Raw genomic sequence first — 24,462 nt, 5'->3', positions numbered from 1 at the left:
CTGAACGATCATTCAGTCGATGGACTCCCCCGACAAACCGAACGCGGCCCTCCGACCTCCAACGGAACTGCGCGACAGAGAGCGACAACTCGCACCGTTCGACTGGTACGCGGAGATGCGCCGGGATGCACCGATACGGTACGACGAACGTCGCAACATCTGGGACGTCTTCCGATACGAGGACGTCGACCGGGTTCTCTCCGATCACGACTCCTTCACGTCGGGCGTGCGGGACGCCACCGAGGTGTCGTTCGACGACGACCAGGCGTTCAACCGGACGATGATAAACACGGAACCGCCGGAACACGACCGTCTTCGTGGCTTCGTCGACGAACGGTTTCGGCCGGGGACGATACGCGAATTCCGACCCCGAATCGAGGAGTTGGCGGACGAGTTTCTGGACGCTATCGAGGACGAAAATCGAATCGAGGTCGTCGGCGATTTCGCGTATCCGTTTCCCGTGACCGTCATCGCGGAACTGCTCGGTATCCCCGCCGACCGCCGCGACCAGTTCAAGGCGTGGTCCGACGCGCTCGTCGCCAGCCCACGCGACGAGACGGAAGCGGCGATAGAGGAAAATCGCGAAAATCGCCAGCGGGCCTCCCGCGAGATGAGCGATTACTTCGCCGACCTCCTCGACGAACGGGCCGACGGCGACGGCGACGACCTCGTCACGCTCGCCGCGACCAGCGACGACCTCGAACGAAGCGAGAAGATCGGGTTCTGTATGCTCCTTCTCACCGCGGGCAACATCACCACGACGAACCTCATCACGAACGCAGTCTGGTGTTTCGACGAACACGACGTGACCGATGCCGTTCGGACCGGCGGTATCGACCGAAAACGGGCCATTGAGGAGGTGCTTCGATACCGCTCCCCCGTGCAGTCGCTTCGCCGCGTCGCCGCCCGCGACGTCGAACTCGGTGGAAAAACCATCGAATCCGGTGATCTGATTTCGGCGTGGGTCGGGTCCGCGAACCGCGACCCCGACGTGTTCGACACGCCCGACGAGTTCCGGCCCGAACGAAGCCCGAACCGACACATCGCGTTCGGGAAGGGTATCCACTACTGCCTCGGGGCCCCGCTCGCGCGCGTCGAAGCGGATGTAGCGCTCGAAGCCCTGCTCGAACGGTTCGACACCGTCGAACCCACCGAAGCGACGAAGAAACCGGTTCCCAGCCAGATTCTGTACGGACTCGAATCGCTCCCCTGTCGCGTCGAATGAGTCGAATCGGCCCCCGATGACCCCCCTCTGCGGTTCGAAAATCGGCTTTCGTGCCGCTACAGCTTCTCCAGCGAGTCGATTTCCTCCCGATTCCAGTCGTAAAACGTCGTATCGATGCGCTGGAGCGTCTCGACGCACTCGTTGTACCGGTTGCGAGCCTCGGACGCGTGTTTGTCGCTGGGGTTGTCGCGTATCCACTCTCGTAGCTCCGTCAAGGAGCGCGGCGAGTAGGTGTCGATTTCCCCCTGTTCGTTCAGCAGTTCGAGCTTCTCGTCCTCGTCCCGGAGCGAACGGACGAGCGCCCAGACCGCGGTTCCCCAGAGGACGGTGATCGCACCGAGCATGACCACCCACGTGATCATCGAGAGTGCCATCTCAGTCACCCCCTCCTGTGGCAGTTTCCGGCGCTTCACGCGAGCCTCCGCGGCCGCGAAGTGCGCCCATGATGAGGACGGAACCGACGAGCAGGACGGCCATCAGCACGACGCCACCGACCGTCTGGGCCAGCGATTTGCTCATGTATGTTACGACGTATATGACCATTATCAACACCATCACTATCGGGATGAGGTATTTGATGATGCCGACCCACCATCTGCCGACGTGGATGTCCGAATTGCGGTTGAGCGCGATGACGCGCATGGGTTCGGCTTCGAGTTTCCACCCGACGGTCAGGATGATGAGCAGGGTCGCGAGCGGCAGGCCCCAGTTCCCGAACATGAAGTCCATCGTGTTGAGGAAGTCCCCGGAATAGGCGCTCGGTAGGCTGAGCAGCCAAATAATACCGACGACCGCGAGCACGGTGCTCTTCCGGCTTAATCTCGTCTCCTCGGAAATCGTCGTCACCGCGACTTCCGTGATGGCGAGTCCGGACGAGAACGTCGCGAACAGGAAGCCGACGAAGAACAGGATGGCCCAGACCTGCCCGCCCGCCATGCTTCCGAACACTTTGGGGAGCGCGACGAACGCCAGTTGGGAACCGGCGCTCGGTTCGAGGCCGAACGCGAACACCGCCGGGAAGGTGGCGAAGATAGCGAGCAGTCCGATGCTCGTGTTACCGATGGCGGTGAACACCCCGCCGCCAAGGGGTACGTCGTCGTTCTTGCTGAGGTAACTCCCGAAGGTAAGTGCAATCCCCCAGCCCAGACCGGTCGAGAACAGCGCCTGTCCGAGCGCGGCGATCCACGTGGACGATTTACTGAGATACTCCCATTTCGGGGTGAACGCGAACGCGAGTCCGTCCATCGAACCGGGGAGCGTGAGTCCCTTGATTCCGATCGCGATGAGCGCGAGGACGAGGAACGGAATCATCCACTTGACGACGCGCTCGATGCCGTCCTTGATGCCGAACAGGAGGACGCCGCCCGTCGCCGCCATCGCGATGGTGTCCATCCCGACGGTGAGCATCGGCGATCCGGAAAACGAGTCCCAGAACGCCCCCGACGCGAAGCCGGTTTGCGAGAAGGTCAAGAGGAGCGAGTGGGCCGCGTAGTACAGCGTCCACCCGATGATGGGCGCGTAGTAGGACATCAGCGCGATGTTCACGAGGACGACGACCAACCCGAGTCCCTCCGCCCGACCCTCGCCGAAGGCGGATTTGAACGCACCGATGACGCCCCGATCCGTGTAGGACCCGAACACCGTCTCGGCCATCAGGCCGGGAACGGCGATAAGGAACAGGAGGATGACGTACGCCACGAGGAACGCACCACCCCCGTTCTCTCCCGTCGTGAACGGCATCCGCCATATGTTTCCCGCGCCGACCATCGCACCGAGCATCGCCATGAGGAAGCCGAACCTGCTCCCCCACTGCTCCCGAACAGTCCGTGCGCTAGCATCTGACATGGTTACGGCGGTTCCGACGGGCGGGAGAAACTTATAGGGATACGGTCGCCGTGGTATTTTCTGCTCAAATTTCCTTCCTTATACTATGGACTACAGATATATCGACAACTGCATATCCATCGGAGGAAAGGTCGGCGCTCGAACCGTCCTTCGGTGGGGAATTACCGAAACGCGCCTCGATATATTCTATAACGATATACGAAATAGCGCCGATGGATTTTGCACCGGTGAGGTTCCCGACCGTGTCGTGAAATCGCTCGCACCGTTTGCATCGAGTACGGTCAGTCCGCGACGACCGCCCACACCGGAAAATGGTCGGACGCTCGCTCGGCAATCTCCCGATGCGGTTCGTCGGCCGCGGGCCATTCGACTCCCGAAGCCGAGACGTCGAACCCGTTTGACGGAAGAACGTAGTCTACTCGCGCGGGTCCACGTGAGAGGAGTCCGGTCGCGTGCGGCGCGCTGCGTTCACGCCCGCCCGGACTCGACGGCGTCAGGGACCCGATTCGTGGGTTTTCGAGGAGGTGTCTCGTGACCGCGTCGTCGGTCACCGCCTCACCCGGGTAGGCGTTCAGGTCCCCGAGTATGACGAACCGTTCACCGTCCGGCAGACCGTCTTTGCGACCAGCATCGTCGTACGGATACTCGGCACCGTCGATGTAATCCCCGAGAAAACGGATCTCGTCGTGACACCGCGGGGCGTTGAGCGTGTCCATGCCGTCGGCGAGCGGCGGCGACGGATGTGCGATTACGACGTGAACCTCGCCGTCGGGAAGCGCTATCGGGACGTCCGCAATCGTCTTCGCCGGGAGTCGGAAACGGTTCCGGTCATCGTCGGTGAGATACAGGTCACGGTTCGAGTCGGTCGGAATACGGTTATCGGGAAGGTCGTTCCAGAGAAACTCCCGAAAGGTTCTGATTTCGTCCCGCTGGATAGGATACCGACTGTACAGGGCCATCGAATACCGCCCCGGATAGGGAGCATAACTGAAACAATCCCGGGCGTACGCGTCCGTCCCCGGTTCGACGCCGATTCCGTCCTTGCCGACGTCCATCCCGCTCGGGATGCCGGTGTTGCATCGCGGTGCCACCCACTCCTCGAAATCGACACCTTCGACGTCCGGGGCTTGGGGTTCGCGTAGATAGTCCTCCAGAAACGCCGTCGCGTTGTGTCTGCCTTCCCACCCTTGGACGGTGTTGTCGTCCATCTCGTTCACGAGAAGCACGTCAGGCGTCGGCGACCGTTGAATCATCTCGGCGGCCGCCTCGAGTTGCGGGGTGCCGGTCCGTTGAACCTTCTCGGTGGTCAGCCGCTCGACGTTGTACTGAGCGAAGACGTACTCCCCCATGTGAATCACCGTTTCGCTTACTCTATGTGTCCTTCCTCACGACTCGGCGGTGACCACCCGTGCTCCTTGACGATGTCGGGTGCACACTCCTCACAGAACGTGAACTCGCGGTCCTGTTCAGTTCCGCCCGGACCGTATCGGAACAGCGAGTGGGGTTTGACGGTGAGAAAATCACCGCATTCGTCGCAGATGTATCCTTCTGGCACGTTATCTCATACCACACGCCATCATAATGCCTTTTTGGCGGAGTTGGCCGCTGATTTACAGCTGACAGACGATGTCATGGTCACGACACCGTGAAGTCACCAGCTATCGAACGCCCCCTCATGTCCTCCCCCGTCTCGCTCTATTTCGCCGACTTCGCCGACGAACGCTGTCGTTTCGATAGCTACTGGTCCCGTCTCCGGGAACTCGACGTTCCGGTTCCGAAGACGACGTTCGTTCCGCTCGAAACGGACGACGAAGACATCCGTTGGGACACGGACGCGGTTCTGGCGTTCTTGGAAGAAAACGAGTTCGACCGAGCGTTCGTTCGGACGCAGGTCAAGGCCGCCACGGTTCGGCTCCGCGACGGGTCGTTCATCTACCGCCCCGAGGCGGACGTGATAGACCGGGTGATCGAGTCCCTGCTCACGCAGAACGGCGAACAGGGCTGGCCGCACGGCGGCGGACTCGTCGTACGCGAGTGGCTCGACTTCGATTTCTGCGTCCATCCGACCCACACCTGCCATCCATCGGTTCGATTCTTCGTCGACGACGGGGAGGTTTTGGGCCACACGCCGCCGACCGCGGAACGGGCGAAGAACGTCTGTGACGATGCCTACGACTACCTCGGCCCCGTGATTCGGAGCGTGGACCTCTCCACCCCGCGTCGGTACGCCGAGCGAATCGCGGCCGAATTTTCGGAGGCGACGTGGGGCGTCGATCTCATCATGGACACGACGGGGACGTGGTACTGCCCGGAACTCAACTTCAACGGCGTCTACTGGAATCGAGAGGAAGAACGGTGGTGGAACATGTGTGGTCAAGGAGACTTCGAACCGTGGAGTCCCGTCGAGATTCACTCGGCCGCGCTATATGGGACGAAACCGGAACCCGCGGATGACGGCCCCGGCTGGTGGTGACGGCTACTTTCCGGTGATGATGGCGGCGAGCTTCTTCCGGTCAAAGAGCCGTTCTTCCTTCGGAATCTCCGGGTACGGCTTTCCCTTCTCGTACCCCGGCCACGCGCCGAACCGATCGGGATACAGCTGTTTCGCGGTCATCTCCAACTGGAAGAGGTTCATAATCGGCCCCTGATACCGCATCCCGGCCGCGTAGAAGCGGTCGTTCTCGATGGCCGAGAGCTTCCCTCCGGCGGGGTGATTCCGTATCTTCTTCTCCATCTCGTCCACGTAGTAGCCCGGCGAGATTCCCCACAGGTGGAGGATGACGTCCGGGTCGACTTCGAGCATCGTCTCGTAATCGACGGTTCCCCACAGGCTTCCCCAGTCCTCGTCCGCGAAGGCGTCCTTGGCACCCAACGGGCGCGTGTCCGCCAACCAGTAGCCGGGTTTGTTGAGGTGGTACGTGTAGAACTTGCCGTCGCTGAAGGTGACGCGGACGGCGGTCGGACGCTCCGACTTCGGCGGGAGCTTTTCCTCGATGGTCGAAAGCACGTTCGAGTGGATCTTCGCGAGCGCGTCGTAGCGTTCTCGCTCCTGGAATACCGACGCCACCTTGCCGAACATGTCCCAGAGACCGTAGTACTGGTATCCGTTGCGGTACTCCTTCGGCGGTTGGCCGTTCGTTCCGCTGTAGAAGTTGCCGAACCACGGTGCGAGGGAGTTCCCGATTTTGTCGATGTCCGACTTCGACCATCCCTTCTGCGTGGAGAGATACGCCGGGTCGAGGAAGTGAACGTCGCTGTCGAGTTGGTAGAGCAGTTCCTTGCTGATGCCGTTCCCGAAGGGGTCGGGCAGACCTTTCCACTCGAAGGAGACGCCGTCGAGTCGGTCGTAGTAGGTGTTCATCGTCTTGCCCGACATCTCGGGGACGTAGACGGAGTTCACGGCGTCGCCGTGGCCGAGCGCGACCGCCATGTCCGCGTACTGCGGGAAAAGCACGAACGCGCTTTCCGGGACGCTCTCGAACTCGACGTCCCCCATCGGCGCCATCGACACCGAGTACGGACCGCCGTCCTTCGTCGTCGTTTCCCCGGCCCCCGCCGACGTTCCTTCGTCGGTCGTACTTTCGTCCGACGTTTTTTCGGATTCCGCGTTCGAACCATTGCCGCTACAACCGGCGAGCAGACTGCCGGCGACGAGCGCACCGCCGCCCCGGAGATAGTCGCGTCGGGACGGAGTGGGTGGTGTTCCGGTCATACGACTTTAGGTATGCCTAAACAGCGGTTAGTAACTTTTGATTCGCGGAAAACGTGGCGTCGAGATAGCGGAAAACCGGCACGGGTGTCGCGGTGAGTTGCCTCAGATGTCGAGTGATTTCTCCATCACCGACACCGGGAGCGATATCTCGCGCCCGTCGCGTTCCTTTTCGACCGTTTCCTCCCGCACCCGGCGGTAGCCCGCCCGGTCGAACAGGTCGAACTGTAACTCCTCGTGTCTAGACATCAAGTTGTCATGATCGACCAAACTACTTGTGCTCCCGTCCAGAAAGGGGTGCTATGGAGTCGAAACGGGAACTACTGGAACTGCTCCTGTCGAACGCCCGCGAGAGCACCGCCGACCTCGCACGACAGACCGACCTGTCGGAGTCGGAAGTGGAATCGCTGGTCGCCGAACTCGAATCGGAGGGCGTCGTCCGCGGCTATCAGGCGGTCGTGGACTGGCACAACATCGACGACCAACACGTGCAAGCGGAGGTCGAACTCAACGTCGAACTCGACCGGGAAACCGGCTACGAGGAGATAGCGCGTCGAATCGCGAAATTCCCGGCGGTCGTCTCGCTGCGGTTGATAAGCGGGGATTACGATTTCGCCGTCGACGTGGAAGGCGAGTCGATGCACGACGTGTCCAACTTCATCTCCGAGCAGATAGCGCCCATCCCGGAGGTGACACAGACGGTGACGCACTTCGTGATGGAGACGTACAAGGAACGCGGCATCGAGTTCGAGGACCGCGACGACGACGACCGTCTCTCGGTTTCGCCATGAAACCCGCCGATCGAGTTCAACAGGTCCCTCCTTCGGGAATTCGTCGCTTCTTCGAACTCGCGGAGGAGCGCGACGACGTCATCTCGCTCGGCGTGGGCGAACCGGACTTCTCCGCGCCGTGGGCCGCCAGAACGGCCGCAATCGACGCACTGGAGCGGGGACGAACGTCCTACACCGCGAACCGCGGCCGCCGCGATCTGCGGACGGCCATCGCGGACCACGTGGAGCGCTACGACCTCGATTACGATCCGGACGACGAGATTTTAGTGACGGCGGGCGCGAGCGAAGCCATCGACGTGGCGATGCGGGCGCTCGTGAACCCCGGCGACACCGTGGCGGTTCACCAGCCGTCGTACATCTCCTACGTCCCCGGCGTCGTCTTCGCGGGCGGCGAACCGCTGGCGGTTCCGACGCGGGCGGAGGAGGGCTTCGCGCTCACCTACGACGCGCTGGAAGCCGCGGGTGCGGCGGACGCCGACGCGCTGATGCTGTGTTATCCCAACAACCCGACCGGCGCGACGATGAGCAGGGAGGGGCTCGCGGAGGTCGCGGAGTTCGTTCGGGAACACGACCTGTTCGTCCTCTCCGACGAGATTTACGCCGCGCTGACTTACGGCGGCGACCACACGTCGATTTCGACGTTCCCCGGCATGCGCGAGCGAACCATCGTGTTCAACGGCTTCTCGAAGGCGTACGCGATGACGGGACTTCGATTGGGCTACGCGCTCGGTCCGTCCGACGCCATCGCCGCGATGAACCGGATTCATCAGTATTCGATGCTCTCCGCTCCCGTGACCGCCCAGTACGCGGCGTTGGAAGCGCTCCGGAGTTGCGAGGGAAGCGTCGTCGAGATGCACGACGAGTACAACCGCCGTCGCCGGTTCGTCCTCTCGCGGTTCGACGAGATGGGCCTCGGCTGCTTCGAGGCCAGCGGCGCGTTCTACGCCTTCCCCGCGTGCGGTGGCGACGACGAGGCGTTCGCGGAGGAACTCCTCGAAGAACAGGGCGTCGCCGTCGTGCCCGGAAGCGCCTTCGGCGAGGGCGGCGCGGGCCACTTCCGGGCTTCCTACGCGACCGGAATGGGCGAACTGCGCGAGGCGATGAACCGAATCGAAACGTTCGTTCGCGGGCGGTAACGCGCGGACGACGGAACACCTCTTATCGTTCGCCGGGTTCGCTTTCGGGTTCCGGCGGGGCGGTGACACAGACCACCTGCGAGGCTTCGTCGCCGAGAACCTTCCACCCGTGCGGCACGTCGGCCGGCGTGACGACGGTGTCCCCCGGTCCGGTTTCGCGCGCTTCGCCGTCAACGCTCCACTCCATCCGCCCCGACCGGATGAAGATGATGTGTTCTTCCCCGTGGGTGTGTTCCTCCCGCTCCGTTCCGGGGTCGTGGTGGACAACGTGAACGTCACACCCCTCGAACCCCATTCGCTCGCCCGAACTCTCCGGCGTGACGAACGGACTGTACTCCGGCGTCGATGAATCGCTCATACGTGTTTCCCCCGTTGGTACGTGGCCACCGACTATGTTAACAGTTGCCAATGTTCCGGTGCGAAAACGTCTGACGAATTCGTACTCTGGTTATCGACTCCCGCGACGTCCGCGGTGGCATGAACACCGTCGTTCACGTTTCGAGTCCCGACCCGAACGAGCAGCGCGAAGCCATCGCGAACACCCTGAACCTCGTCGCCGACGAGAGCGTCTCCGAACCCGGAGATCACGTGGTCGTTCTCGCCAACGGTGCCGGCGTCCGCATGTTCGTCGAGGCGACCACCGCGCTGGAGGAGTTCGTGAACGAACTGCGGAATTACGACGTCGAACTCCGCGCGTGTCGGAACGCGCTCCGCGGGATGGGCGCGACTGACGACGACTTGCTGCGAGGCGTCGAGGGCGTCCCCTCCGGCTCCGGCGAACTCGCCAGACTACAGGCCGAGGGGTACGGATACATCAAAGCCCCGTAATCGACCACTTTCACCACGGACGGCACAGCGTTATCTCTCTATCGTACCTCTTTCTGCACGCTCATGATAACCGAAATCGGCCGCACGACGCTGTTGGTGGACGACTACGACGATGCCATCGAGTTTTATACCGACACGCTCGGCTTCGAGGTGCTCTACGACGACGAACTGGAGGACGGCTATCGGGCGGTTCACATCGGTCGGTCGGAACGATCTTCGGTCGGTATCTGGCTGATGGAACCCGTCGGCGAGGACGAACGCGCGCTGGTCGGCCAGCAGACCGGCGACCAACCGGCGTTCGTCTTCTACACCGACGACTGCCGGGGAACATACGAGACGCTCTCCGACCGAGGCGTCACGTTCCTCGGAGAACCGACGTCGGACGAAGGTAGCGTTCACGTCCACTTCGAGGACCTGTACGGCACCAAAATCGTCCTCGCGGAGGTCGCCGATTCCGCCTGACGGGCGTCTCGACTCGGCCCGTCCCTTCATCCACCGGAATCGGCAACAACGCTTTTCGCCGGGAGTCCCGGACGTGTGTACGTCATGGGGGTGAGAGACATCATGCGAAGCGAAATCGTTAGCGTCAGTCCCGACGCCGACATCGAGGACATCGGAAACACGATGTTCAGCCGTGGTGTCGGAAGCGTGATCGTCGCGGAGGACGGCGAACTTCGAGGAATCGTCACCGACCGCGACCTCGCCGTCGAACTGCTGGCGGAAAACAGGGACCGGAACGTGTTCGAAGGGGAAATCGCGCCGACGGACGTTCCCGCCCGGAGCGTGATGACGACGGACCCGTTGACGGTTTCCCCGGACGATGAACTTCCCGCGGTACTCGAACGGATGCGGGATGCCATCGCTCGACGAATTCCCGTCGTCGAGGACGGGGACGTCGTCGGCATCGTCGCGTTGGACGACGTGATAGTCCACATCGCCGGCGAGTCCGAGCGGGTCAGTGCGGAACTCCGAAGCATCACGGACGTCATCGAACGGGAAGGGCCGACCGACCATGAGGGATGAGACGCCCGAACGCGGCGTCGAAATCCTGCGCCGCAGACGGGAACCGAGCGAGGGGAGCGACCACGAGGTGGTGGAGATATCGGTGCCGGTCGTCAATCCGCGCTCCACGACGCGGGACTCGTTCGTCAACGGCGACGAGATCGTCGGGAGGGTTCCGATCACCGACGCGAACGTTCCCGACGCCGACGAACCGCTGAACGCGACGGTAATCACGATACTCGAAGAGCGCGTCGTCACCTACTATCCGACGGAGGACTGCCTCTTCACGCTGACGTGGTTCTCGGGGACGGACGACTGGGAATACGACGAACACGACCGTCCGGCCGACGGGTTCGACCCCGAAACGTCGACCATCGACGCCGAGGAAGCCGTCATCTGGGAACGCGAGTAGGCGGAAGCACCCGAGCGGTCACTCCGGCGCGACGAGTTCGACCTTGATTCGCTCCGGGTCCTCGAAGTAAACGGCGTAGTGGTCGTCGCCGCCCGCGAACGGGTGGTCGTCCTCGTACAGAATCGGGACGTTCCGGGAACGCAATTTTTGCGTCAACTCCTCCACGTGGTCGCGCGATTCGGCGTGAAACGCGAGGTGGTTCAATCCCGGCCGACGGCGGTGGTACGGTTCGTTCGTGAATTTCTCGTCCGCCTGCACGAGAACGATGTAGGTGTCCGCTCGTTTCCACGACCGCCCGCCGTCCCAATCCTGATACACGTCGTAACCGAGTTCGGTAAGCAACCATCCCCAGAACGATTTCGAGGCGTCGAAATCGCTCGCGTACAGTTCGACGTGGTGAAGGAGTCCGGTCGGGGAGGAATCCGGCGAGGAAGCGTCGGTCATCACGGCCGACGTCGTGTCCGCGCCACCAAATCACTGCCGACCGGCGAACGAATCCCAGACCGGAGCGCCGGACCGCGCTTTACGTCGATTCTTGCGATTGCACGAACACCACTTCGACGGTCGTTTGCTGTCCCGTCCGTCGGGTGATGTCGCGGTCGATCCTCTGGGCGATGTCGTCCGGCGGCCGGCCCGGTGGGTCGGTGACGATTCGAACGTGGGCGGGTCCCCCCTGATAGAAATCCAGCGGTCGGTACGTCACCGAGGAGTCCACGAGTTGGTAGTCCGCGTACGGTGCGTCCTCCCCGTCGAACAGCGAGTGGATTTCGCCGTTCGCCTGCTCCTGATAGACCGTCGTGCGGTTCGTTCCGTAGGTGACGAGTCCCAATCCGAGCGAGAGAACCGCGATGGCGACGAGAATGACCCCGATTCGCACGAGCGTTCTGGAGCGCGCTTCCCCGACGGAGCGCACCCGTTCGGGGCGATACCCGGACACCCACAGCAGCGCCAGCGCGGTCAGGTTTATCGAGAGGAGGTTCACGAGGACGTTCACGGTGCCGCCCAACACGACCCCGAATTCGAGCCACGCGATTCCGAGGCCGACGGTGGCGGCCGGTGGAACCAGCGCGACGGCGATCATCACGCCGACGATGACCGATCCGGCACCGCGCATCAGACTGATGACGCCCGCCGCGCCCGCGCCGAGTGCTAACAGCAACGACAGGAAGTTCGGCGTGAATCGCTCCGTTATCGCCGGAATCGTTCGGATGTCGAGACCGGGCGGAATGAGAACGGTTCCCTGAACGAGGAAGCCGAAGAGGGCCGCGCTCGCGATGGCGACCAGCAGGCCGGTAATCTGGTACCAGACGCCCCGCGACACCAAATCGGGTTCGTCCACGACCGTTCCGACGCTCGCGGCCATCGCCGGACCCATCAGGGGTGCGATGACCATCGCGCCGATGATGACGGCCGACGAGTCGAGCAAGAGCCCGGTCGCCGCGATGATGGTGCTGATGACCGTCATGGAGAAGAACGTCGAGCGGTCGGGAGCCATCTCGGCCGCCCTGTCGCGGAGTTCCTCGCGGGCGATGTTCACTCCGGCATACCGCCGCTTGAGTTCGCCGATTCGCCTCGAAACGACCGTTTCCGGCTGTAAAACGATCGTGAAGGCGTCCTCCTCGATGCCCACATCGCGGAGTTTTTCGAGGATGGGTTCGACGGCGCTCGGCGGTACCGGAAACGTGACCAGCGCGGAGAACTCCGTCCGTCCGGTTTCGTCGAACACGGCGTAGTCTACCCCCTCCTCGTCCAGCACGTCGAGGACGTCCGTCCGTCTGCCGCGAGGGACGAGAATCTGCACGAGACGCATATGACCTGTTACGACGGGAGAATATTTAGCTGGTTGTGTGGTTTCGTGTTCCCGATTACACCTTCACGACGACGGTTTTCGCCACGTGGACAGGTAAACCAACATCGTGAACGGTCGGTGGTACATCGATGGCCGTCATCCCTAACACGCTCGGGGTTGCTCGGCCCATATGGCGACCGAAACTCGTTCGTGGTTCGACGACACAGACGGACTGACGTCGCTCGATTATGTCGGCATCCTCCTCGCCGCGATTACCGGTCTCATTCACCTCTACGAAGGGGTAGAAGACCTGGGCGAAGGGATATTCGGAATCCTGTTCATTTTGGCGGGATTGGGCTTCTTCGGGGCCATCGTCCTCCTCTGGATGGGGTTCAATCGACGGGTTCTCTATCCGGTCGGTATCGCGTACACCGGCATCCAGTTCGCCGCGTACTTCGGCCTGCGCTGGCCGAACGTGTACGAACCGCTCGGCCTCGTGGACAAACTCGTTCAACTCCTGCTCATCGTGGTCCTCTTCCTGTTGTGGCAGACGGTGGAGTGACCCCCGGCCGCCATCCCTATTGAAACGCGAACCGGATGTGGGACGTATGACCGACCTCTCGATTCGAACGTCGGCGTTCACGCACGGCGAGGAGATCCCCGAGAAGTTCACCAAGGACGGCGCGGACGTCTCACCGGAACTGACTATCGGCGGCGCACCCGACGACGCGGCGTCGCTCGCCGTAATCGTCGACGACCCGGACGCGCCGAACACGACGTTCACCCACTGGACGATGTGGAACCTGCCGCCGGACACCGTCGAAATCCCGGAGGACGTGCCGACGACGGAGACGGTCACGACCCTCGGCGACGCGTCGCAGGGGCGGAACGACTTCGGCGACGTGGGCTACGGCGGTCCACGTCCGCCCGAGGGCCACGGCCCTCACGGGTATCGGTTTCGACTGATCGCCGTCGATGAAATGCTGGACCTGTCTCCGGGTGCGCCGCGACGGGAGTTGGACGACGCGCTCGCGGGGCACGTGATGGTGGAGGACCGTTTCACCGGGACTTTCGAGCGGTCGTAGCGGCTTCGTTCGTCCCAATCGTCGCCGGATTCCCGTTTTCTCGCCGTCTTTTCGCCGGTCCGTCGTCCGTAACCGATTTCGTTCAGCCATGCGAACACGGTGGCATGACGCTGGCGGACAGGGACTGGCGACTCGTTCGAGAGGAATCGTGGGACGGCCCGATGAACATGGCGATCGACGAAATCGCGGCCGAAACCGCCGCCGACGGCGGGCCACGAACCCTTCGAGTGTACCGATGGGACCCGAGTACGCTGTCGCTCGGCTACCGGCAAGAACCCGAGACGGTGGATTGGGCGTTCTGCGAGGAGGAAGGCATCACCGTTACCCGGCGGCCGACTGGCGGCGGCGGCATCTATCACGACAACTACGGCGACATCTCCTACTCCGTCATCGCCCCCGCGGACGAACTGCCGGGCGACCTGATGGAGACGTACGAACTCCTCTGTGGGCCGATTTTCGACGCGTTCGAGCGGATGGGCGTCGATGCCGGGTTCACCGAGGAGAAACTCCCCGTCATCCACGAACCGGCGTGTTACCTCCGGGAACTGCACCCCGCCCACGACGTGGTGGCGAACGGGCGGAAAATCAGCGGAAACGCACAGTATCGCCGGAAGGACGCGGTCATCCAACACGGTTCGCTGAAGTTCGCCCTCGACGCGAAGCGTCACCTCTCGACGTTTTCGAACCCCGAAACGTCGGCGGCGGAGTTCCACGAACGGGTGACGACCATCAACGAGGAGGTCAGCATCGACCGCGACGACGCGGTTACGGCCGTCGAGGACGCCCTCCGCGACTGGGGTGACGCCGCGGAAGGGTCGTGGACGGACGACGAACTGTCACGCGCACGCGACCACGCGAAGGCGAAGTTCGGAAGCGACGCGTGGACGAGGCGGCGCGAGGATCCGACGGCGTAACCTTCTCCGCCGCAAACTGTCCCGTCTTCGCCGCGCTGACGAACTACTCTCAGGCAACTGATTTAACGACCCGGGTCGAAGAAGTGGCGAAACCTGCCGGATCTGTCGCCGACGCTTCGAAGTACATTTCTCCTCCGAACCGTAGGCAGTGAATATGAGAGTCGGCGCACACGTTTCCATCTCCAGTTCGAAGGTCACGAGCGATGAAACGACACCACCGCACGGCAACATCGCGAACGCGGTCTGTCGGCAGGTCACGTTCGGCGGCAACTGCGGGCAGATTTTCACCACCTCGCCGCAGGTGTGGCAGGACCCGGACCTCAGCGACGACGAGGCCGCCCTCTTCGCGGACGAAACCGAGGAGAAACTCGACGGCCCGTGGGTCATCCACTCCTCGTACCTCGTCAACCTGTGCACCCCGAAGGACGACCTCCGGGCGAAATCCATCGCCAGCATGCAGACCGAGGTGGACGCCGCGGACGAACTCGGCGTCGAATACGTCAACGTCCACCTCGGCGCGCACACCGGCGCGGGCGTCGAAGGCGGCCTCGAAAACGCCGCCAGCGCGCTGGACGAACTCGACATCCCGAAGGGCGTTACCGTCCTCATCGAGAGCGACGCTGGAAGCGGGACGAAACTCGGCGGGGACTTCGAACACCTCGCCACGGTACTCGACAAGTCTGAACAGGACCTCGACGTCTGTATCGACACGGCCCACGCGTTCGCCGCGGGGTACGACCTCTCCATGCGGGAAGGCGTCGAGGAGACCATCGAGGAGTTCGACGACGTCGTCGGCCTCGAACACCTCAAGTGTATCCACCTGAACGACTCGAAACACGAGTGCGGCACGAACAAGGACGAACACGCCCTCATCGGTGAGGGCCACATTGGCGAGGAGGGCATGTCCGCGATAATCAATCACCCCGAACTCGAAGACGTGCCACTCGTCCTCGAAACGCCGACCGAGGACGGCAAGGGCTTCTCGTGGAACATCGCCCGCGTGAAGGAGTTGCGGGAGAACCACGAGTAAAAACGAGTCTCTCCGTTTCGAGGGCGCTATACGCTCCGTACAGCGATTCCGAGTATTCGAATTTTCTCCGTTACGAACGCATCACTTCACAACCGAATGGTTGCGCCAGCACGTGTCCGCGAGTCGTGAGCGATGCGAGCGGCGAGCGCATCGCCGCGCTGGCGGGGAGGTGTGGGGACTCCGGCGGTGCGGAGGCGGGGGCGGACGGCGGTGTGGATGCAGATGCGGAGGCGGGGGAGAAAGCGGTATGGACGCTCCCAGCGATCGCTCGAACCATCGCAGAAAAACGAAAGCGAACCCGAACAACCGTCCCGCCCGCATCCCGCCACGTGGACAGGTTTTTGTTGGATAAGCGACGATATGTATGCTATGCGTTCCCAATCCCCTGCTCTCCGGCTCCTCGGCCTCCTCGCGTTCCTCGTCGGACTCGTCGGCTATCTCGCCTTCGGGTGGCGATTCGACTCCTCCGGAAATTCAGTCGTGACGGCGCTTGCGGCGGCGTGCGTCGTCATCGCCCTCGCCGCGACGATTTGGCGAACCGTCGGCAGTTCGTAGGACCGCCGACGGACCACCGAGGGACGCCCGCCGCGACTACACAAAAAAAAGCGGTACGCGCGAAACACGACTACGCGAGGTAGCTCAACAGCCACAGCGCGCCCATTCCGGCGACGAGGGTCGCCAGAATGTTCTCGGTGCGCCACGCGACGACGACGGCGAACGCGCCCGCGAACAACTGGAGGTTGTCGAGCGAGAGCGCCAGCGCGCCGTCGGTGTACACGAACTGGGGGACGACCAGCGCGGCGAGGACCGCCGCGGGAACGAATCTGAGCGCGCGCTCTATTCCCTCGGGAACGTCGTCCAACCGCCCGAACAGGGCGATGAACGACCCGCGAATCGCGTAGGTGCCGATACCCGCGGCGAGGATGACGAGCCAGAGCATTCCCGCGTCGAAGTCGGTGGTCGGTGCGGGGGACACTCAGGCCACCTCCTCCGTGGCGTACCCGGCCGCGATGCCGACGACTGCCGCCACGACGAGGCCGAGGTCGAACGGCAAGCCGTTGGCCGCGACCGCAGTCGTGCCGCCGACGGCCGCCGCGACTACCGTCGCACGGTCGGTGACCGCCGGAACCAGCACGGCGAGGAAGACCAACGGGATGGTGAATTCGAGGTGCCAGCCCTCCGGAACGCTCGCGCCGAGGAGGATTCCGACGACGGTGGCGGCCTGCCACACGACCCACAACGACAGTCCGACGCCGAGGAAGTACCACCGTCTGCTGGTGGTCTCGTCGTTTCTGAACTTCAGCAGGGAGACGGCGTAGGCCTGGTCGGTGAGGAGGTACGAGAGTCCCGCTTTCCACCGCGCCGATTCGCGTTCGAAGTACGGCGCGATGGAAGCGCTGTACATCATCATCCTGAGGTTCACGACGAGGACGGTCAGGACGACGACCGCGAGAGGGGCGTTCCGGCCGATGAGTTCGGTCGCCGCGAGTTGCGATGCACCGGCGAAGATGAGGACCGACATCGCGACGGCGTGTATCGCCGGAATTCCGACGTCGACGGCGGCGACCCCGGCGACCATCCCGAACGGAATGATACCGAGTGTAATCGGCAGCGCGACGCGAACCCCGGCGAGAAAGTCAGCACGTGATGACACTGTCTACTCGTAGGCGTTGGGTGTGGTATCAACGTTGGTATCCCGGATATTGTGTTCCGTATTCCGACCTGTCCCCCGCGAACCGCCTCGCTTTTCACGCCGCCCGCGAAAATTCGACCCACGATGCGCGAGTTCTCCGCCGACTACCTCCGACGAACGCGGGACGGGATGTGGGACTCACGCGAATCCCTCTCGAACCTCGACCTCGATTCCCGGCAGCGAGTGCTGGATATCGGGTGTGGCACCGGCGAACTCGCTCGCGTCCTCGCGGAGGAGACGCCGGGCGAAGTCGTCGGAACGGATGCCGACCCGCGCCTCCTCTCCGTGGCGGAGGAGTTCGTCCCCTGCGTCGCCGGTGACGCCCATCGCCTGCCGTTTCCGGACGACTGTTTCGACCTCGTGGTCTGTCAGGCGCTGCTCATCAACCTCCCCGACCCGGTTCGGGCGGTTCGGGAGTTCGCCCGCGTCTCCTCGGACCTCGTGGCCGCGATCGAACCCGACAACTCCTCGGTGTCGGTCGAATCGACGGTTCCGGCGGAACGAACCCTCTCCCGACGGGCGCGCGAGGCGTACGTCGCGGGGACGAATACAGACATCACGCTCGGCGGAGAGGGAACGCGCGAGGTTTTCCGTGCCGCCGGACTCGACGGAATCACCACCCAACCGCACCACCACGCGAAGACGGTCGAACCGCCGTACTCGTCCCGCGACGTCGAAGCCGCGAAGCGGAAGGCGACGGCGGACGCGTTGACCGACAAACGGGACACGCTCGTCGGCCCGTTGTCGCCTGACGAGTACGAGGATCTGCGCACCGAGTGGCGCGAGATGGGCCACGCCGTCGTCAGCCAGATGCAGGAAAACGACTATCGACGCGCCGAAGTGGTTCCCTTCTACGTCACCGCCGGTCGAATCTAAACTGCAATCGTTTTCACGGTAACGCGTCTCGTAACCGACATGGACCCACGAATCAGGGAACACGCCGAAGTCATCGTCGACCACTCAGTGAGCATCTCGACGGGCGATACCGTCGAGATTCAGGCCCCTGTCGTCGCCGAGGACCTCGCCGTCGCGCTGTACGAAAAACTCGGGGAACGGGGAGCCAAACCGTCCCTTTCGATGCGAAGCCCGCGGGCGGACCGGGCGTTCTTACGGAACTGCGACGCGGACGACATCGAACTCCTCGACCACACGTTGGCGGCCTTGGAGGAGACGGACGCGGTGATCATCATCAAAGGATCCGAGAACACGGCGGAGACGAGCGACGTCCCTACCGAGAAGACCGCCGCACGAGCGCGCGCCAACGCACCCATCCAGCGGGAACGAATGGGAAAACGCTGGGTCGGGACGCAGTTCCCCGCGCCGGGCGATGCCCAATTGGCGGAGATGAGCACGGAGGCCTACGAAGCGTTTGTCTACCGCGCGGTGAACAAGGATTGGGACGAACAACGGGAACACCAACAGCGGATGGTCGAACTCCTCGATCCCGCCGACGAGGTACGCATCGTCTCCGGCGACGCGACGGACCTCGCGATGTCCGTCGAAGGAATGAAAACCGTCAACGATTACGGCGAGAAGAACCTCCCCGGTGGCGAGGTGTTCACCGCACCCGTCCCCGACTCCGTCGAGGGCGAAATACTGTTCGACAAACCGCTCGTTCGACAGGGGAACATCGTGGAGAACGTGTGGCTGAAGTTCGAGGAGGGCGAGGTCGTCGATTTCAGCGCCGAGAAGAACGAGGAGGTCCTTGCCGGCGTCCTCGACACCGACGACGGTGCGCGCAGACTCGGCGAACTCGGAATCGGCATGAACCGCGACATCGACCGGTTCACATACAACATGCTCTTCGACGAGAAGATGGGTGACACGATTCACCTCGCCGTCGGGCAAGCCATCGGCGAGACGGTCCCCGACGGACAACCCCTCAACGAGAGCGCCACCCACGTCGATATGATCGTGGACATGAGCGAAGACTCGTTCATCGAAGTCGACGGGGAAGTCGTCCAGCGAAACGGAACCTTCCGGTTTGAGGACGGGTTTGAGAAATAGATTGAGAAATGGAGGTGTTCTTCGGAGACCGTTCTACGAGCCTTTAAATACGAAGCCGAGACCAAGCCCGGCGTGACCTAAATTCCGTCGCGCGAGCGGTCGAGGCGGTTGTGTGGCGCTCCCTCGCGCGAAGCAAAAGCCGTGCCACCTGTTCGCCACTGCCCAGTCGCTACACGACGTCGCCGCGAACCGTCGTTCCCTCCTGTCGCCGTCGGTAGGATTCGACGGCTTGTGCTGCTTTCTCGGTCTCACCTTCGTCCATTCCGAGCATCTCCAGCGCGCCCGGGAGCGTCGGGAAGGCGAACTCCCCTTCGCGTAGTTTGCGGAACGCTTCCTCGCTTCGCTGGCCGTCGACCCACAGGCACACACCTCGTGGGTCGAGGATTTGCTCGTAGGCCTCGCGTGCCATCGCCCCGCGCAAACGTTGGGTGACGTTGTCCTCGAAACTCGAATTGCAGACTTCGAGGTGAACGGGTTCGTCGTCCGGAAGCAGATGGGCCGCGAGACACTTCTCCGGGGCGGTGTAGCCGTTCTCGCTCGCTCGAATCAGGTCGGGGTGTTCCTCGGCCCACTCCGCCCGAACCGTTTTCCCGATGCCCTTCACGCCGTGAGAATCGACGAACTCCGCCTCGCGGTCCGCGTCGTCACCGCGGAGGAGGATGTCCTTCGTCACGTACACGTCGAGTCGGTCGATGGGGTCGAGTCCGAGAGCGACGTCCCCGTACACCCATATCTCCCGGACGGGGACCGGCATGGTGTCGTTTTCGACCGTTTCGACGATTTTCTCGACGCGCTCGATTGCCGCGCTTCGCTCCATCGGTGTTCGGTTCGGGGGTGACGTGGATAAGTGCGATGGAACGGGATAACGGGTGAACGGCAGATGTTCCCCCTCGTCGTCCAACCGCACCGTTGTATTGTATTGTTAGCCCAACACCCAACAATATTTTCACCGTCGATGTCCAACCGTCGCGTATGGTCGAAGCCATCACTCCGGAGGAATTGGCGGACAAGCAGGACGCCGACGAGGAGTTCGCCCTCCTCGACACGCGACCGGAATCGAGCTTCGAATCGTGGCACATCCACGGTGCGACGAACGTCCCGTTCGGCCCGGAGGAATCGCTTTCGGAGGACGACGCGGAGGCGGTTGCGTCGATGCTCGACGGAACGGACGAGGTTTTCACGATTTGCGCGAAAGGTATCTCGTCGTCGCACTTCGTGGACGAACTCGAAGCGCACGGATTCGAGAACGTAAAAGTCGTCGAAGGCGGGATGGAAGCGTGGAGCCAAGTGTACGAACGCGTTCCCATCGAGACGAGCGGCGATGCGGAACTCGTACAAATCCAGCGACGTTCGAAGGGATGTCTCGGCTATCTCGTCGGAAGCGACAGCGAGGCGGCAGCCATCGACGTGAGCCGTCATATCGACGAGTTCCGCGACGCGGCCGCTGCTCACGGCTACGAAATCACGCACGTGTTCGATACGCACATCCACGCCGACCACATCTCCGGTGGTCGCCGTCTCGCCGACGAACTCGGCGTTCCGTATCACCTCGGCGACCGTGCCCGGAAACGCGGCGTCGAATACGAGTACGATGCAATCGGTCGGAACGAGGTGGTTCGCGTCGGTGAGGTGGACATCAAGGCCGTCTACACGCCGGGTCACACCTCAGAAATCACGAGCTATCTCGTGAACGACGAGGCCGTTCTCACGGGGGATACCCTGTTCGTGGACTCCATCGGACGAACCGAACTGGAGTTCGGCGACGAAGATGTCGGAAAAGGTGCCGAGATGCAGTACGATTCGCTGCACAAGATGCTGATGAGCGATCCGGACAGCGTCGTCGTCCTGCCCGGTCACGTCACCGTCACCGAGGACGGACAGTTCGCGCACGGTCACCCCGCTGCGCCGATTCGGTCGACGATTGGCGACGTGCGGCGTGAACTCGACGTGCTCCAGTTGTCCGAAGCGGAGTTCGTCTCCCATCTCACGGAAAACGTTCCGGAGAAACCGCCGAATTACGAGACGGTTATCGCCATCAATCGCGGCGTGGACGAACCCGAAGACGAGGAGGAAGCGACCGAACTCGAACTGGGGCCGAATCGCTGTTCTGCACCCTAATCGGGAGTCTCACAGCCGGAACGCGGCGGTTCCATCACTCGTCGCGTACACGCGGTCGCCGCAAATCGCGACGGAGGTGACTTCACCGCCGGTTTCGAACCGCTCCTGTTCCGTCCCATCCGTCGCTGCAAGCGCGTAAACGCGGCGGTCGCTCGCACCGATGTACACCTTGTCGTCCGCGGCGGTGGGTTCACAGAGGGACCCGAACGGGAGGAACTTCGGGTGGAAGGTCCACGCTTCCTCGCCGTTATCGAGCGAGACCAACCACTCCCTGCTATCAGTTCCGGTACTCGTGACCGCCGTCGTCACGGCGTAGAGGCCGTCGTCCGCGACGAGATTCGTCACTTCCGTCCCGTTATCGAGGGCCACGCGCCATCGTTCGCTTCCATCGAAACCGTAGGCGATCACTTCGTTGTCCGCCGTGCCGACGTACACCGCATCGTCGACAGCAACGGTGTTGACGCCGCTTCCGGCGGACCATTGCCGTCCATCACAGTCGAGAGCCACGACGCGTCCGTCAGCAACTGCGAACGCCGTTTCCCCGTGGACGGAAAGCGTCTCGACCGGGCCGAAGTCGTCGCAGCCACTCTCTGTCGTCCAACGATACGCGCCGGTGCTCGCATCGAGCGCCGTCACCCACCCGTCTCCGCCGACGACGGCGACTTCGTCCGTGACCACCGGTCCGGCGGTGATTTTCTTCGAACGGTCGGAGCGCCACCGCTGGGTACCGTTCGGCGAGTAGGCGACGACGGCGGTCCAGTCCGTTCCATAGACCACCCCGTTCGCCGTGACCGGGGTCCGGTCGGCCTCGCCTCGCCAACGTTTCGAACCGGTTTTCGCGTCCAGCGCGGAGAAGTGACCACGCCCGTTCGAGACGTAGACGTTTTCACCGACCGCGAGCGACCCGATTTGGTCGGCTTGCCAGTCGAGCCATTCCGGGTCGGCGATGGCGTAGAGGAATCCCTCCCGTCCGGCCACGTAGATGGCCTCGTCTATGGCCGGCGGAAGCGACGAATTACCGAGCTTTCGAATCGGCACCCACCATCGTTGGTCGCCCGAGTGCAGGTCGAGCGCGACGAGACCGTCATCGTCATCGGCGATGGGTACGTAGGTCGTTCCGTCCGCGATGACGGGGGTTCCGGCGGAGCCGCCGTTTCCTTCGACCGTCCACCGAATCGCCCCGTCGTCGGTTCCGAGCGCCCAAATCCGCGCCCGAGAGCCGTCAGTGACGACGACGGTGTCGTCGGTGACGGCGGGCGACTGGTCGAGACGTACCGAGTCGCCGAGGTCGGTTTTCCACTCCGTATGGCCGTCGTCGGCCGAGAGCGCGAACGTCCGCGTTCCACTGACGTAGACGGTACCGTCGACGACGGTTGGCGCGTGGTTGATGACGCTATCGACCGCCGTTTGCCACAGGGGTGTGCCAGACTCCGCGTCGATGGCGTACACCGTCGCCTTGTCCGTGAAGTACGCGACACCGTCGACGACCGCCGGGGGGACGTTCTCGGCGCTCGGGATTTCGGCGTCCTTTCCCGTTGGAAGACGGACGTTCCACCGTTCCGTTCCCGTCTCGGCATCGACCGCCCGGCAGGCCCCCTGCCCGTTCACATCGCTGGTTTTGAAGAACAGGGTTCCGTCGGCGGCGGTCACGGGGGACGATTCGGCAATACCGACTTCGAATCGCCAGCGTTCGGTTCCGTCGGCGGCGGAGAGCGCGACGAGGTCGGTTCCGACGGCGTACACCGTCTCCCCGACGACGGCCGGTGCGTGTTCCAATCCCCTCGCGTGTGTCGTCCAGCGTATCTCCCGGTCGTCCGTGTCGAAGGCGATTAACTTTCCGGTGACGTCGCCAACGTAGACGATACCGCCGGCAACGGTGGGCGAGAGAAGCGGGCGGTCGCTCACCCGTTCGCTCCAGTCTATCCACGCGCCCGAACCGGGGTCCGTCCCGTCGGGACTGACGCCCGTGTTTCCCGCATCGTGTTGAAACGTCGGCCACGCTCGGTTTGTCGCCGTCGTTCCCGTCTCGGAGGTCACGGTCCCGACGAATCCGGTTGCCCCGATAGCGGCACCAGTCAGTTTGAGAAAATCACGTCGCGCGTCGTTGGAGGGCGAATCCATAGTCGAATGCGAACTCCCCGTCACATTATTATTCAGGTATTAAATCCTCTGAAACAGGATCCTGCCGTTCCTCCGAAACCGTTGCAGTCGTCGGTCCGCTCATCTGCTCTCCTTATGAATCAGTTATGCCGACAACTACTGGCGGCTCACTCGTCCCTGGTGTCTTCCGTCTCGCTATCCGATGCGATTTCGAAGTCCGTTTCGGACGAATCGTCGTAGCGTCCCGACTTCCGGTCGTAGACGGAAAACAGGTAGACGCTCGTCAGCGAGAAAATCCCGATGCCGCCCCAAAACAGGGCGGGTGGCCCACCGTGGCCCGTATTCGGAACGTACGGAAACGAGATGGAGTTCTTCTTCACGATGGCGCTCGACGGCGGAACTATCCCGTTGTCAGGTTCGTCGGAACTCGGAATCGACCCGCTTTCGGCGGGGCCGCCCGGTTTTCCGCAGACGATTCGGGCGACCATCCCAAGCGATTTGTGTGGAATACAGTAGTAGTCGTAGGTCCCCTTCGTCGTGAACGTGTGCGTGTACGACTGGCCGGGTTGCAACACGTCGCTGTTCCATCCCTTCGCCCCCTTCGGAATCAGGGTGTTGCTGGCTTGCGGGTTCCCCTTGCTGTACGATGTCGCCGAGTGCGCTCCCGACTTGCTCACCCACTTTGGATGACGATGGTTTCTCGTTCGAATCTCATGGTTCCCCCGTCGGAGACGGCTGCGCATCCGACATCCCCCACACGACTTGTGTCGGTGGTCAT

At 62.9% G+C, this 24,462-nt stretch carries 31 protein-coding genes; 16 read left to right on the top strand and 15 right to left on the bottom strand.

Features of this window, described 5'->3' with window-relative positions; translation table 11 throughout:
- Positions 1–19: 19 nt before the first annotated feature.
- Entirely contained in the window at positions 20–1,225 is a 1,206-nt protein-coding gene (locus LJF34_RS07640; RefSeq protein WP_231184288.1) for a cytochrome P450, read from the top strand.
- Positions 1,226–1,281: 56 nt separating this feature from the next.
- On the opposite strand, the gene LJF34_RS07635 is transcribed toward LJF34_RS07640, so the two are convergent.
- From LJF34_RS07635 to LJF34_RS07620, 4 genes are all read right to left on the bottom strand, one after another.
- Positions 1,282–1,599, bottom strand: coding sequence for a hypothetical protein (locus LJF34_RS07635; protein ID WP_231184287.1), 318 nt, complete (start codon positions 1,597–1,599; stop codon positions 1,282–1,284).
- A 1-nt stretch (position 1,600) separates the two neighbouring features.
- On the bottom strand, positions 1,601–3,070 hold the full coding sequence (locus LJF34_RS07630; protein WP_231184286.1) for a sodium-dependent transporter: 1,470 nt from the start codon (positions 3,068–3,070) through the stop codon (positions 1,601–1,603).
- Between the two features lie 281 nt (positions 3,071–3,351).
- Complete coding sequence (locus tag LJF34_RS07625; protein ID WP_231184285.1) at positions 3,352–4,419, bottom strand: endonuclease/exonuclease/phosphatase family protein; 1,068 nt, start codon at positions 4,417–4,419, stop codon at positions 3,352–3,354.
- Positions 4,420–4,436: 17 nt separating this feature from the next.
- On the bottom strand, positions 4,437–4,625 hold the full coding sequence (locus tag LJF34_RS07620) for a hypothetical protein (protein WP_231184284.1): 189 nt from the start codon (positions 4,623–4,625) through the stop codon (positions 4,437–4,439).
- Positions 4,626–4,745: 120 nt separating this feature from the next.
- On the opposite strand from LJF34_RS07620, the gene LJF34_RS07615 reads away from it, so the two are divergent.
- Positions 4,746–5,543, top strand: coding sequence for a hypothetical protein (locus LJF34_RS07615; protein WP_231184283.1), 798 nt, complete (start codon positions 4,746–4,748; stop codon positions 5,541–5,543).
- A 3-nt stretch (positions 5,544–5,546) separates the two neighbouring features.
- On the opposite strand, the gene LJF34_RS07610 is transcribed toward LJF34_RS07615, so the two are convergent.
- Entirely contained in the window at positions 5,547–6,782 is a 1,236-nt protein-coding gene (locus tag LJF34_RS07610) for an ABC transporter substrate-binding protein (protein ID WP_231184282.1), read from the bottom strand.
- Between the two features lie 102 nt (positions 6,783–6,884).
- Positions 6,885–7,028, bottom strand: coding sequence for a hypothetical protein (locus tag LJF34_RS07605; RefSeq protein WP_231184280.1), 144 nt, complete (start codon positions 7,026–7,028; stop codon positions 6,885–6,887).
- A 53-nt stretch (positions 7,029–7,081) separates the two neighbouring features.
- On the opposite strand from LJF34_RS07605, the gene LJF34_RS07600 reads away from it, so the two are divergent.
- Entirely contained in the window at positions 7,082–7,570 is a 489-nt protein-coding gene (locus LJF34_RS07600; protein ID WP_231184279.1) for an Lrp/AsnC family transcriptional regulator, read from the top strand.
- Positions 7,567–8,706, top strand: coding sequence for an aminotransferase class I/II-fold pyridoxal phosphate-dependent enzyme (locus LJF34_RS07595; protein WP_231184278.1), 1,140 nt, complete (start codon positions 7,567–7,569; stop codon positions 8,704–8,706). Before LJF34_RS07600 ends, LJF34_RS07595 begins: the two co-directional genes overlap by 4 nt.
- Before the next feature lie 22 nt (positions 8,707–8,728).
- On the opposite strand, the gene LJF34_RS07590 is transcribed toward LJF34_RS07595, so the two are convergent.
- A complete protein-coding gene (locus LJF34_RS07590; RefSeq protein WP_231184277.1) occupies positions 8,729–9,064 on the bottom strand; it encodes a cupin domain-containing protein in 336 nt (111 codons plus the stop codon).
- A 119-nt stretch (positions 9,065–9,183) separates the two neighbouring features.
- Here LJF34_RS07590 and LJF34_RS07585 point away from each other — a divergent pair, with 119 nt between their 5' ends.
- From LJF34_RS07585 to LJF34_RS07570, 4 genes are all read left to right on the top strand, one after another.
- Positions 9,184–9,534, top strand: a complete 351-nt coding sequence (locus LJF34_RS07585) for a DsrE family protein (protein ID WP_231184276.1) — start codon at positions 9,184–9,186, stop codon at positions 9,532–9,534.
- A 63-nt stretch (positions 9,535–9,597) separates the two neighbouring features.
- Positions 9,598–9,996, top strand: a complete 399-nt coding sequence (locus tag LJF34_RS07580; protein ID WP_231184275.1) for a VOC family protein — start codon at positions 9,598–9,600, stop codon at positions 9,994–9,996.
- An 84-nt stretch (positions 9,997–10,080) separates the two neighbouring features.
- Positions 10,081–10,557, top strand: coding sequence for a CBS domain-containing protein (locus tag LJF34_RS07575; protein ID WP_231184274.1), 477 nt, complete (start codon positions 10,081–10,083; stop codon positions 10,555–10,557).
- A complete protein-coding gene (locus LJF34_RS07570) occupies positions 10,547–10,948 on the top strand; it encodes a hypothetical protein (protein ID WP_231184273.1) in 402 nt (133 codons plus the stop codon). The genes LJF34_RS07575 and LJF34_RS07570 overlap by 11 nt, the downstream gene beginning before the upstream one ends.
- An 18-nt stretch (positions 10,949–10,966) precedes the next feature.
- Here LJF34_RS07570 and LJF34_RS07565 read toward each other — a convergent pair whose 3' ends face one another.
- Positions 10,967–11,392 (bottom strand): VOC family protein, encoded by a 426-nt coding sequence (locus tag LJF34_RS07565; protein WP_231184272.1) that lies wholly within the window; start codon positions 11,390–11,392, stop codon positions 10,967–10,969.
- Positions 11,393–11,471: 79 nt separating this feature from the next.
- Entirely contained in the window at positions 11,472–12,758 is a 1,287-nt protein-coding gene (locus LJF34_RS07560; protein ID WP_231184270.1) for a TIGR00341 family protein, read from the bottom strand.
- Positions 12,759–12,927: 169 nt separating this feature from the next.
- Between LJF34_RS07560 and LJF34_RS07555 the strand changes: the two genes are divergently transcribed.
- From LJF34_RS07555 to LJF34_RS07540, 4 genes are all read left to right on the top strand, one after another.
- Positions 12,928–13,299: a hypothetical protein gene (locus LJF34_RS07555; RefSeq protein ID WP_231184269.1), complete on the top strand. Its 372-nt coding sequence runs from the start codon at positions 12,928–12,930 to the stop codon at positions 13,297–13,299.
- Positions 13,300–13,345: 46 nt separating this feature from the next.
- The gene (locus LJF34_RS07550; RefSeq protein ID WP_231184268.1) at positions 13,346–13,822 is read left to right on the top strand and encodes a YbhB/YbcL family Raf kinase inhibitor-like protein; all 477 of its coding nucleotides are present in this window, start codon (positions 13,346–13,348) and stop codon (positions 13,820–13,822) included.
- Between the two features lie 104 nt (positions 13,823–13,926).
- A complete protein-coding gene (locus tag LJF34_RS07545; RefSeq protein ID WP_231184267.1) occupies positions 13,927–14,736 on the top strand; it encodes a biotin/lipoate A/B protein ligase family protein in 810 nt (269 codons plus the stop codon).
- A gap of 154 nt (positions 14,737–14,890) precedes the next feature.
- The gene (locus LJF34_RS07540; RefSeq protein WP_231184266.1) at positions 14,891–15,766 is read left to right on the top strand and encodes a deoxyribonuclease IV; all 876 of its coding nucleotides are present in this window, start codon (positions 14,891–14,893) and stop codon (positions 15,764–15,766) included.
- A gap of 70 nt (positions 15,767–15,836) precedes the next feature.
- Here LJF34_RS07540 and LJF34_RS07535 read toward each other — a convergent pair whose 3' ends face one another.
- Positions 15,837–16,043, bottom strand: a complete 207-nt coding sequence (locus LJF34_RS07535) for a hypothetical protein (RefSeq protein ID WP_231184265.1) — start codon at positions 16,041–16,043, stop codon at positions 15,837–15,839.
- A gap of 92 nt (positions 16,044–16,135) precedes the next feature.
- Between LJF34_RS07535 and LJF34_RS07530 the strand changes: the two genes are divergently transcribed.
- Positions 16,136–16,321 carry a hypothetical protein gene (locus tag LJF34_RS07530; protein ID WP_231184264.1) on the top strand — a complete coding sequence of 62 codons (186 nt, stop codon included), beginning with the start codon at positions 16,136–16,138 and terminating at the stop codon, positions 16,319–16,321.
- A 70-nt stretch (positions 16,322–16,391) separates the two neighbouring features.
- Here the strand turns inward: LJF34_RS07530 and LJF34_RS07525 are convergent, their stop codons facing one another.
- Together LJF34_RS07525 and LJF34_RS07520 are read right to left on the bottom strand one after the other, a co-directional pair.
- Complete coding sequence (locus LJF34_RS07525) at positions 16,392–16,742, bottom strand: AzlD domain-containing protein (protein WP_231184263.1); 351 nt, start codon at positions 16,740–16,742, stop codon at positions 16,392–16,394.
- Positions 16,743–17,420, bottom strand: coding sequence for an AzlC family ABC transporter permease (locus tag LJF34_RS07520; protein ID WP_231184262.1), 678 nt, complete (start codon positions 17,418–17,420; stop codon positions 16,743–16,745).
- Between the two features lie 123 nt (positions 17,421–17,543).
- Here LJF34_RS07520 and LJF34_RS07515 point away from each other — a divergent pair, with 123 nt between their 5' ends.
- Positions 17,544–18,335, top strand: coding sequence for a class I SAM-dependent methyltransferase (locus LJF34_RS07515; protein ID WP_231184260.1), 792 nt, complete (start codon positions 17,544–17,546; stop codon positions 18,333–18,335).
- Positions 18,336–18,374: 39 nt separating this feature from the next.
- Complete coding sequence (locus LJF34_RS07510; protein ID WP_231184259.1) at positions 18,375–19,466, top strand: aminopeptidase; 1,092 nt, start codon at positions 18,375–18,377, stop codon at positions 19,464–19,466.
- A 169-nt stretch (positions 19,467–19,635) separates the two neighbouring features.
- Here the strand turns inward: LJF34_RS07510 and LJF34_RS07505 are convergent, their stop codons facing one another.
- On the bottom strand, positions 19,636–20,283 hold the full coding sequence (locus LJF34_RS07505; protein WP_231184258.1) for a hypothetical protein: 648 nt from the start codon (positions 20,281–20,283) through the stop codon (positions 19,636–19,638).
- Positions 20,284–20,438: 155 nt separating this feature from the next.
- Between LJF34_RS07505 and LJF34_RS07500 the strand changes: the two genes are divergently transcribed.
- Positions 20,439–21,584, top strand: coding sequence for a rhodanese-like domain-containing protein (locus LJF34_RS07500; RefSeq protein ID WP_231184257.1), 1,146 nt, complete (start codon positions 20,439–20,441; stop codon positions 21,582–21,584).
- Positions 21,585–21,593: 9 nt separating this feature from the next.
- Here the strand turns inward: LJF34_RS07500 and LJF34_RS07495 are convergent, their stop codons facing one another.
- Positions 21,594–23,705, bottom strand: a complete 2,112-nt coding sequence (locus LJF34_RS07495; RefSeq protein ID WP_231184256.1) for a PQQ-binding-like beta-propeller repeat protein — start codon at positions 23,703–23,705, stop codon at positions 21,594–21,596.
- Positions 23,706–23,851: 146 nt separating this feature from the next.
- Positions 23,852–24,361 carry a plastocyanin/azurin family copper-binding protein gene (locus LJF34_RS07490; RefSeq protein ID WP_231184255.1) on the bottom strand — a complete coding sequence of 170 codons (510 nt, stop codon included), beginning with the start codon at positions 24,359–24,361 and terminating at the stop codon, positions 23,852–23,854.
- Positions 24,362–24,462: the final 101 nt, after the last annotated feature.

It is taken from the genome of Haladaptatus sp. DYF46 (assembly GCF_021083305.1).
Classification (GTDB): Archaea; Halobacteriota; Halobacteria; order Halobacteriales; family Haladaptataceae; genus Haladaptatus.
The sequence above is the reverse complement of the archived record's forward strand: the minus strand, read 5'-3'. Positions and strand labels throughout refer to the sequence as shown.